Below are 7541 nucleotides of genomic sequence, written 5' to 3'. Positions count from 1 at the left end.
GGAATGGATAATGCAATCGCCCCCCCTGAAAGGCCACATGTCTCACCGCCACATGCCGTCACGCCGCCGCCTGCTGCAATCCACTGCCGCCATTGCCGCCCTCGCCGCCACTCCAATCCGCTTCGCCTCGGCCGCAGACCCCGGCGTGACGGCGCGGCTCGCGCGCTACATGGTCACGGCGCGCGATCAGGCGCTGCCCGACGCCGTGGTGATGGAATGCAAGCACCGCATCCTCGACACCTTCGGCGCCATGATCTCCGGCTCGCGCATGAATCCGGGCCTGATGGCGCTGAAGTATGTTCGCTCGCTGGGCGGCGAGCCGCAGGCCTCGGTGATCGGGAGCGACTTTCGCACCACCGCCGTCAACGCGGCGCTAGCCAACGCGATGTGCGCCCATTCCGACGAGACGGACGATTTCGAACCGGTCACCAAGGCGCATCCCGGCAGCTCGGTGGTGCCAGCCGCGCTGGCCATGGCTGAACGGGCAGGCCGCAGCGGCCAGGACGTCATTCGGGCGGTGACGCTCGGCTATGATCTCGCCTGCCGGCTGTTGATGGCGCTGGGGCCCGATCTGGTCCGCGGCACCCACCGCAGCGCGGAGGGCACCGCCTCGACGTTCGGCGCGCTCGGAGCGGCCGCCGCGCTGGCCCGGCTTGATGAAACAGGCACGCGGTTTGCGATTTCCTATTCGGCGCAGCAGGTTTCCGGCCTGTGGAGCTGGGTGAAGGACCATGACCACATCGAGAAGGCATTCGACTTTGCCGGCATGGGCGCGCGCAACGGCGTCATGGCGGTCGACATGGTGCAGGCCGGCCTGACCGGCGTCGACGACGTGCTCGACGGCACCCACAACCTCTTCATTGCGCTGTCGACCGATCCGAAGCCGGAAGCGATGCTGGAAGGGCTCGGCAGCCGCTTCTATGTCACCGAGACCGCGATCAAGACCTACTCGGTCGGCTATCCCATTCAATCGCCGCTGGACGCGCTATTGGCCTTGCGCAGGCAGCACGGTCTCACGCCCGACAATGTCCGCGGCGTTCTGGTCAAGCTCCCGACCGACGCAATCGGCATCGTCGGCGAGAGCGCGATGCCCGACGTCAATTGCCGGCATCTGGTGGCGCTCGCCCTGGTCAAGGGCGCGGTCTCCTTCACCGACAGCCACGACGTCGCGCTGATGCACGACCCGAAGATCCTGGAGCAGACGGCGAAGATCACCCTGACGGCCGACCCGGCCCTGATGGATCCAGCCGCGCCGCGCGGCGCGATCGTCGAAGTCACGCTCGCTGACGGCAGGAAAGTCGAGCACTTCACCAAATTCCCGCCGGGCACCAAGGAGAACCCTCTCAGCACCGAGGCCGTCAGCGCCAAGACCCGCGACCTGATCGCGCCGGTGCTTGGCGCCGAGCGGGCGGACAGGCTGATCGATCAGATCAACGCGCTGGAGCGGATCGACGACATCAGGGCGCTGCGTCCGCTGTATACGGCTTGATCTCAGACCTGGCGCTCGGTATGGACGAGAACTAACAATTCCGCGTTTGATCGTCGGCGCGGCAGGCACTGATACGCTACGGATATCGACGCAAGGCTCCGCATGCCCAGCGCATGCAGAGCGCATTTCTGGAGAACCGCCATGACAAAGACGTCCCGGAGAGACCTGCTCACGACCGTTGCGGGCGCAGCCGCCACCGCGGCGATCTTTGAATCCGCTCCAGCCGCCGCGCAGGCCGGCCCGAAGCCGATTTTCCCGGTCCCGATCACGACGATCCCGATCGTCGGCGAGACCGACGTGTTCCAAGTCCGCCGCATCTATTGCATCGGGCGCAACTACGCGGCGCACGCCATCGAGCGCGGTTCCGATCCCACGAGGGAGCCGCCGTTCTTCTTCCAGAAGCCGACCGACGCGATCCAGAATGTCGCGATCGGCGAGGTCGCCGATCACCCCTATCCACTGCTCACCAAGAACTATCATCACGAGGTCGAACTGGTCGCCGCGCTGAAATCAGGCGGCACCAACATTGCCGCCGAGCAGGCGCTCGAGCATGTCTACGGCTATGCACTCGGCCTCGACATGACCCGGCGCGACCTGCAGAACGGCATGGCCGCCGAGAAGAAACCGTGGGAAATCGGCAAGAGCTTCGACCATGCCGCCGTGCTCGGTCCGATCCATCCGGTCGGCAAGGTCGGCCATCTGACCAAAGGCGAGATCTCGCTCGCCGTCAACGGCAAGGTGCGGCAGGATTCCAATCTCGACAAGATGATCTGGAGCGTCGCCGAGCAGATCGCAAAACTCTCCGAGGCGTTCGAGCTGAAGGCCGGCGACATCATCTATTCCGGCACGCCGGAAAATGTCGGCCCGGTGGTCAAGGGCGACGTGCTGTTGTGCAAGCTCGAGGGCCTGCCGGACATGTCGATCAGGATCGTTTAGCGATCCCGTCCGCGCCAAGGCCCCGCCAATGGCGGCGGCTTGGCGCCCGGCCGCAACGATCAGCCCCGCCTGCGAAATCTGAAATCGCAGCAGGCCGCGCCTTCCATGATCGTCTGGCTTCGGCGCAATTCGAGTTCGCTGTCGAAGCTCGTCACCATGGCGTGGTCTCGATTGCAATGGACCTGAACGCCGAGGTCCGGGAGGCCCAGCTCCTGGTAGAATTCGGCGTATCGGCACCGCGTCACGTTGAAGTCGAGATGGTCTTCAGACTCTGCGACGATGTCGACATCCATACCGCCGCCGCCTGCCCAGAGTTCCTGAACTACCTTTCGCAGCGACGCGGTTGTTGGTCCATAGGCTGTCGCCCATCTCGCGCCGTCCTCGACGGCGAGCTTCTGAACCGTCTGATCAATGACCTCGCGCGCGACCTTCTCGCCGAATTTATCCCGCAAAGCCCCAAAGAACGGGATCAGCACCCGCCCCTCGATCTTGCGGCGCTGCAAGTGACTGATAGCAACTTCGTCTGAGTGATCCATGTGGTTGCCTCCTGATGTCCTGTCGTCGTCCTATGCAACCAACCGAGCCAAGCAGCAAATCAGTTGTTCTGGCGCATTGACTTAGTTTTTCTATGCCACGAAGTTGGACCCGTTCGAAGCAACCGGCGGTCCTGCGCGATGAGCTATCGGCTTCCTCCACTCAACGGGCTGCGTGCGTTCGAGGCGTCAGCGCGCCATTTGAGTTTCAAGCGCGCAGCCGACGAACTCTCGGTGACGCCAGGCGCGATCAGTCAGCAGGTCAAAAGTCTCGAAGCGAGCCTGGGCGTGCAGCTTTTTCGCCGCTTCCATCGCGGCTTGCTGCTGACGACAGCTGGCGAAAACTACCTGCCGTCGATCAGCGAAGCCTTCCATGCCATTTCGGTTGCGACGGAAAGCGTCGCGCCGACGCTCAAGGGGCGGAAGCTCGTGATGGGCGTCTCACCCACGCTGTCGGAACAAAGCTATCCCGCGATCTCGAATCTGCAACGATCCACCGCAGGGCCGCGCGTCAAGCTCGTCGCCACGGATGATCTGAGCAAGCTGATCGACGGAAAACTCGACGTCCTGCTTCGCACGTCCAGGCAATCGCCGCCCGGCCTGCACGTCGATCGGATCGAGTTGCGAGCGTCCACAGGAGCCGTTTTACCGACGACGCTCGTTACCCTGCCCGGACTGGCGGGATGCCGGGAGCACCGGGCGCTGATCAAGTTTCTCGGAGGCGGCTCCTGAGCCAGACCGGTGTTCAGCAGCAACCGGTTCGACGGCGGCCGTCAGCCCTCGATCGCGCCGAGCAACGCGTTGACCTGGCCATTACCCCACATCGGCAGCAGCACCCTGGAAAACTTGTGCCCGGAATCCTGGGTCAGGCGAAGAAATGTCGGCTCGCCGGCCTCCACGGTGGCGCTGCTTTGCGCCCGCAGATAGTTGAAATGGATGTCCGGCGGCGTCTCGTCAATGAAGCGTCCCGCCGCTCCCTTCAGGCCGTCACCAACGAACTCGAAGCGGAACCGCTCGGGCAACGCGAAGGCACTGAGCAGGAAGGGTTTGCCCGACAGGTTGCATAGCGCGGAAAGGTCGAGATCGTCCGTGAACGGCATGCCGTTTTCCGCCCGCTTCAGGCGTTCCCAGAAGGAAACCACCGTCTGCAGTTTCGGCTCGAGACGATCAGGCAAGGTAAGGGGATTACGGCAAGGCATGATTGAGCTTCACAATCTCCAAAATGGAAGCTGTCTCGCATTCGACCAGCCTTCCAACGTTTGAATCCAACCTAGACCGCCCCGGCGGTCGAATCTTGATCTTCGTCAAAGGTCTGCGAGCAAAGCCCGGCAACTCTATGGCTGCTGAAATGCGCGCCACCCGACCGGCAAGACAGGCAAATCACAATGACGGCCAACACGACCCTGCAAATCCGCCAGCCGGCGCCTGCGACGCCAAAGCCTCGCTTCCTGTGGGGAGTCTCGACCTCGAGCTTTCAAGTCGAAGGCGCCGCACACAGCGAGGGCCGCGGCGACAGCATCTGGGACACCTATTGCCGGCGGCAGGGCGCGGTCAAGAATGGCGATACCGGCGATGTCGCCTGCGATCACTATCACCGCTACGCCGAGGATGTCGCGCTGATGCGCGAGATGGGTCTCGACGCCTACCGGTTTTCCATCGCATGGCCGCGTCTTTTGCCGAACGGCCGCGGGCCAGCCAACACCGGCGGCCTGGCGTTCTACGACCGGCTGATCGACGCCCTGCTCGCAGCCGGCATCGAGCCCTGGGCTTGTCTCTATCACTGGGATCTGCCGCAGGCGCTCGATGATCTCGGCGGCTGGCAGAACCGCGACATCGCGGGTTGGTTTGCCGATTATGCGGCGCTGGTCGCCCGGCACTACGGCGACCGCGTCAAGCGGTTCGCCACCTTCAACGAGCCCTGCGTGTTCACGCTGTTCGGCTATGGTCTCGGCTGGAATGCGCCGGGAATTGGCGACAAGGCGGCTTTGCACAAGGCCATTCATCACGTCAATCTGAGCCATGGCGCGGCCATCGAGGTGCTGCGCGCGTCGGTGAAGGATGCCTCGCTCGGCGCGATCCACAATCGGCAGCCCTGCATTCCCTGCAGCAGCGCCCCGGAGGATGCCAAGGCGGCGCAGCGCTTTTCCGACTATTGGAATGACGCCTTCCCCTCTCCGCAGCACTTCGCCTGCTATCCGCCCGCTTTGGCTGAAGCGATCGAACCCTGCCTGAAGCCGGGCGACATGGCCGCGATCGCCCGCTCGGTGGACTGGTTCGGCCTGAACCACTATTCGCCGCATTACATCAAGGCGGACCCCAACCTGATCGGCGCCAGCTTTGGCGCGCCGCCGGACGACGTGCCGCGCACTCCGATCGGCTGGCCGATCGTTCCCGGCGCATTCCGCGACACCCTGCTCGATATCCACAGCCGATTCGCCCTGCCGATCTATGTCCTGGAGAATGGAACCGCGGCCGACGATGAACTTGATCCCGCCGGCGGCGTTGAGGATAAGGGCCGGATCGCGTATTTGCAGGCCTATACCGACGCGATGCAGGACGCGATGAAGGCGGGAGCGGATGTGCGAGGTTATTTTGTTTGGTCGTTACTCGACAACTTCGAATGGGCATCGGGCTATTCACAGCGCTTCGGCCTGGTTTACGTCGACTTCGCCACGCAACGGCGGATTCCGAAAGCCTCCGCAAGGTGGTATGCTGATCTCATTGCGGCACGGCGCGCGCGCGCAGCCGCCGCGATCCCGCTAGACACGACGGCGGCCAAGGGATGACGAACAGCCAGACGCCCAGCAACGAGCGGGTCCTGCTCGCCGATATCGGCGGCACCAATGCGCGTTTCGCGCTGATGGACGGCGGCGAGATCGGGCCGGTCGAACACCTGCGCGTGGCCGATTTCCCGGCCTCGACCGACGCCATCACGGCGTTCCTCGGATCTCACGCGGCTGGCGGACCGCCGGTGACCGGCGTGCTCGGCGTCGCCGGGCCGGTACAGAACAACCGCTGTGTGTTCACCAACAGCCCATGGGTGATCGACGGCGCCGAGCTGGAGCAAGCCTTCGGCCTCAGAGCCGTCCATGTGCTCAACGATTTCGAGGCGCTGGCGTGGTCGTTGCCGGCGCTTCAGCCGTCGGATCTGTTCGCGCTCGGCAAACAGCGCCCGGTGGCCGGCGCGCCGATGCTTGTGGTCGGACCCGGGACCGGATTTGGCGCGTCCTGTTTCATCCCGCGCGCGATCGCGCCGTTCGCGGTCGTCACCGAGGGCGGGCATGCAACATTGCCGGCGATCTCCGAGCGCGAGGAGCAGGTCATCCATCACTTGCGCAAGCGCTTCGGTCACGTCTCGATCGAACGGGTGCTGACCGGGTCGGGGCTCGAAAACCTCTATTCTGCGCTGGCCGCGCTCGACGGCGTGACCGTGCCCGCGCGCGATCCCGCCGGGATCACCGAGGCCGCGCTCGACGGCAGCTGCGCGGTCAGCCGCGCCGCCCTCGACATGTTCTGCGCCGTGCTCGGCAGCGTCGCCGGCAATCTGGCGCTGACATTCTGCGCCCAGGGCGGCGTCTACATTGCCGGCGGCATCGTGCCCCGCTTTGCCGACCGGCTGGCGCAATCGGGCTTTCTGACCCGGTTCGAGAGCAAGGGCCGCTACGACGCTTATCTGCGCGCGATTCCGATTCACATCATCACCAGGCAGGATGCAAGCTTCCTTGGGGTCAAGGCATTTTTCGAGCGAAACGTCGCGACATCAGACATCTCCGCCGATCGAACACGCCGATGACCGACATCGTCACGATCACGCCGAACCCGGCGGTCGATCTGTCGACCTCGGTGGAACGGATCGTGCCCGTTACAAAGCTGCGCGGCACGTCGCAGCGGCGCGATCCCGGCGGCGGCGGCATCAACGTGGCGCGCGTCATCAAGCGCCTGGGCGGCGATGTCAGCGCGATTTTTCCGGTCGGCGGCGCGACCGGCGATCTGCTGCGCAGGCTGCTCGACCGGGAAGCCGTCGCATGCGAGACGTTTGCGATCGCCGAGGAGACGCGCGAGGATTTCTTCGTCTCTGAAATCAGCACCGGCCAGCCCTACCGCTTCATCCTGCCCGGCCCGCGGCTCAGCGAGCGCGAGTGGCAGGAATGCCTGACGCTGTTGTCGCGGCTCGAGCCGTTTCCCCGCTTCATCGTCGGGAGCGGAAGCCTGCCCGAGGGCGTGCCCGACGATTTCTTTGCCAGGGTGGCTGTCATCGCCAGGCAGCACGGCGCCAGGATGATGCTCGACACCTCAGGCCGGGCACTGGCCGCCGCCGTCGCGGAAGGCGTCGATCTGATCAAGCCGAGCCTGCGCGAGATGCGCGAACTGGCCGGCAGCGAACCGTCCGACGCCGGCACATGGGAAGCCGCCGCCAGAGCCCTGATTCACCGCGGCAAGGTCGGCATCGTTGCGCTGACCATGGGCCATCTCGGCGCGGTGCTGGTCACGAAGGACCTGGTGTTGCGCGCCGAGCCGCTCGCCATCACGCCGGTCAGCGCGGTCGGCGCCGGCTACAGCTTTCTCGGCGCGCTGATCTGGCG

8 protein-coding genes are annotated in these 7541 nt (G+C 64.8%); 6 read left to right on the top strand and 2 right to left on the bottom strand.

Annotation, left to right across the window (positions count from 1 at the left end):
- Positions 1 to 37 precede the first annotated feature (37 nt).
- Both WCB02_RS02730 and WCB02_RS02725 read left to right on the top strand, forming a co-directional pair.
- Entirely contained in the window at positions 38 to 1489 is a 1452-nt protein-coding gene (locus tag WCB02_RS02730) for an MmgE/PrpD family protein (RefSeq protein WP_423956106.1), read from the top strand.
- Positions 1490 to 1630: 141 nt separating this feature from the next.
- Positions 1631 to 2425, top strand: coding sequence for a fumarylacetoacetate hydrolase family protein (locus tag WCB02_RS02725; protein WP_423956102.1), 795 nt, complete (start codon positions 1631 to 1633; stop codon positions 2423 to 2425).
- Positions 2426 to 2484: 59 nt separating this feature from the next.
- Here WCB02_RS02725 and WCB02_RS02720 read toward each other — a convergent pair whose 3' ends face one another.
- The gene (locus WCB02_RS02720; RefSeq protein WP_423956100.1) at positions 2485 to 2961 is read right to left on the bottom strand and encodes an L-2-amino-thiazoline-4-carboxylic acid hydrolase; all 477 of its coding nucleotides are present in this window, start codon (positions 2959 to 2961) and stop codon (positions 2485 to 2487) included.
- 138 nt (positions 2962 to 3099) lie between these two features.
- Between WCB02_RS02720 and WCB02_RS02715 the strand changes: the two genes are divergently transcribed.
- Positions 3100 to 3690, top strand: coding sequence for a LysR family transcriptional regulator (locus WCB02_RS02715; protein WP_423956104.1), 591 nt, complete (start codon positions 3100 to 3102; stop codon positions 3688 to 3690).
- A 41-nt stretch (positions 3691 to 3731) separates the two neighbouring features.
- Here the strand turns inward: WCB02_RS02715 and WCB02_RS02710 are convergent, their stop codons facing one another.
- Positions 3732 to 4133, bottom strand: a complete 402-nt coding sequence (locus tag WCB02_RS02710) for a hypothetical protein (RefSeq protein WP_423956098.1) — start codon at positions 4131 to 4133, stop codon at positions 3732 to 3734.
- Between the two features lie 210 nt (positions 4134 to 4343).
- Between WCB02_RS02710 and WCB02_RS02705 the strand changes: the two genes are divergently transcribed.
- From WCB02_RS02705 to WCB02_RS02695, 3 genes are all read left to right on the top strand, one after another.
- Positions 4344 to 5744 (top strand): GH1 family beta-glucosidase, encoded by a 1401-nt coding sequence (locus WCB02_RS02705; protein ID WP_423956095.1) that lies wholly within the window; start codon positions 4344 to 4346, stop codon positions 5742 to 5744.
- Positions 5741 to 6751, top strand: coding sequence for a glucokinase (gene glk / locus WCB02_RS02700; RefSeq protein ID WP_423956093.1), 1011 nt, complete (start codon positions 5741 to 5743; stop codon positions 6749 to 6751). Before WCB02_RS02705 ends, glk begins: the two co-directional genes overlap by 4 nt.
- Positions 6748 to 7541: 1-phosphofructokinase family hexose kinase (locus WCB02_RS02695; RefSeq protein ID WP_423956091.1), on the top strand; the 794-nt coding region annotated here is incomplete at its 3' end. The genes glk and WCB02_RS02695, both read left to right, overlap by 4 nt.

Source organism: Bradyrhizobium sp. (assembly GCF_049581145.1).
GTDB lineage: Bacteria > Pseudomonadota > Alphaproteobacteria > Rhizobiales > Xanthobacteraceae > Bradyrhizobium.
The sequence above is the reverse complement of the archived record's forward strand: the minus strand, read 5'-3'. Positions and strand labels throughout refer to the sequence as shown.

Excerpts from the sequence above, each read along its gene's own strand:
- WCB02_RS02730 (WP_423956106.1), top strand. The coding sequence starts at position 38 with ATGTCTCACCGCCACATGCCGTCACGCCGCCGCCTGCTGCAATCCACT.
- WCB02_RS02705 (WP_423956095.1), top strand. The coding sequence starts at position 4,344 with ATGACGGCCAACACGACCCTGCAAATCCGCCAGCCGGCGCCTGCGACG.
- WCB02_RS02720 (WP_423956100.1), bottom strand. The coding sequence starts at position 2,961 with ATGGATCACTCAGACGAAGTTGCTATCAGTCACTTGCAGCGCCGCAAG.
- WCB02_RS02715 (WP_423956104.1), top strand. The coding sequence starts at position 3,100 with ATGAGCTATCGGCTTCCTCCACTCAACGGGCTGCGTGCGTTCGAGGCG.
- glk (WP_423956093.1), top strand. The coding sequence starts at position 5,741 with ATGACGAACAGCCAGACGCCCAGCAACGAGCGGGTCCTGCTCGCCGAT.
- WCB02_RS02725 (WP_423956102.1), top strand. The coding sequence starts at position 1,631 with ATGACAAAGACGTCCCGGAGAGACCTGCTCACGACCGTTGCGGGCGCA.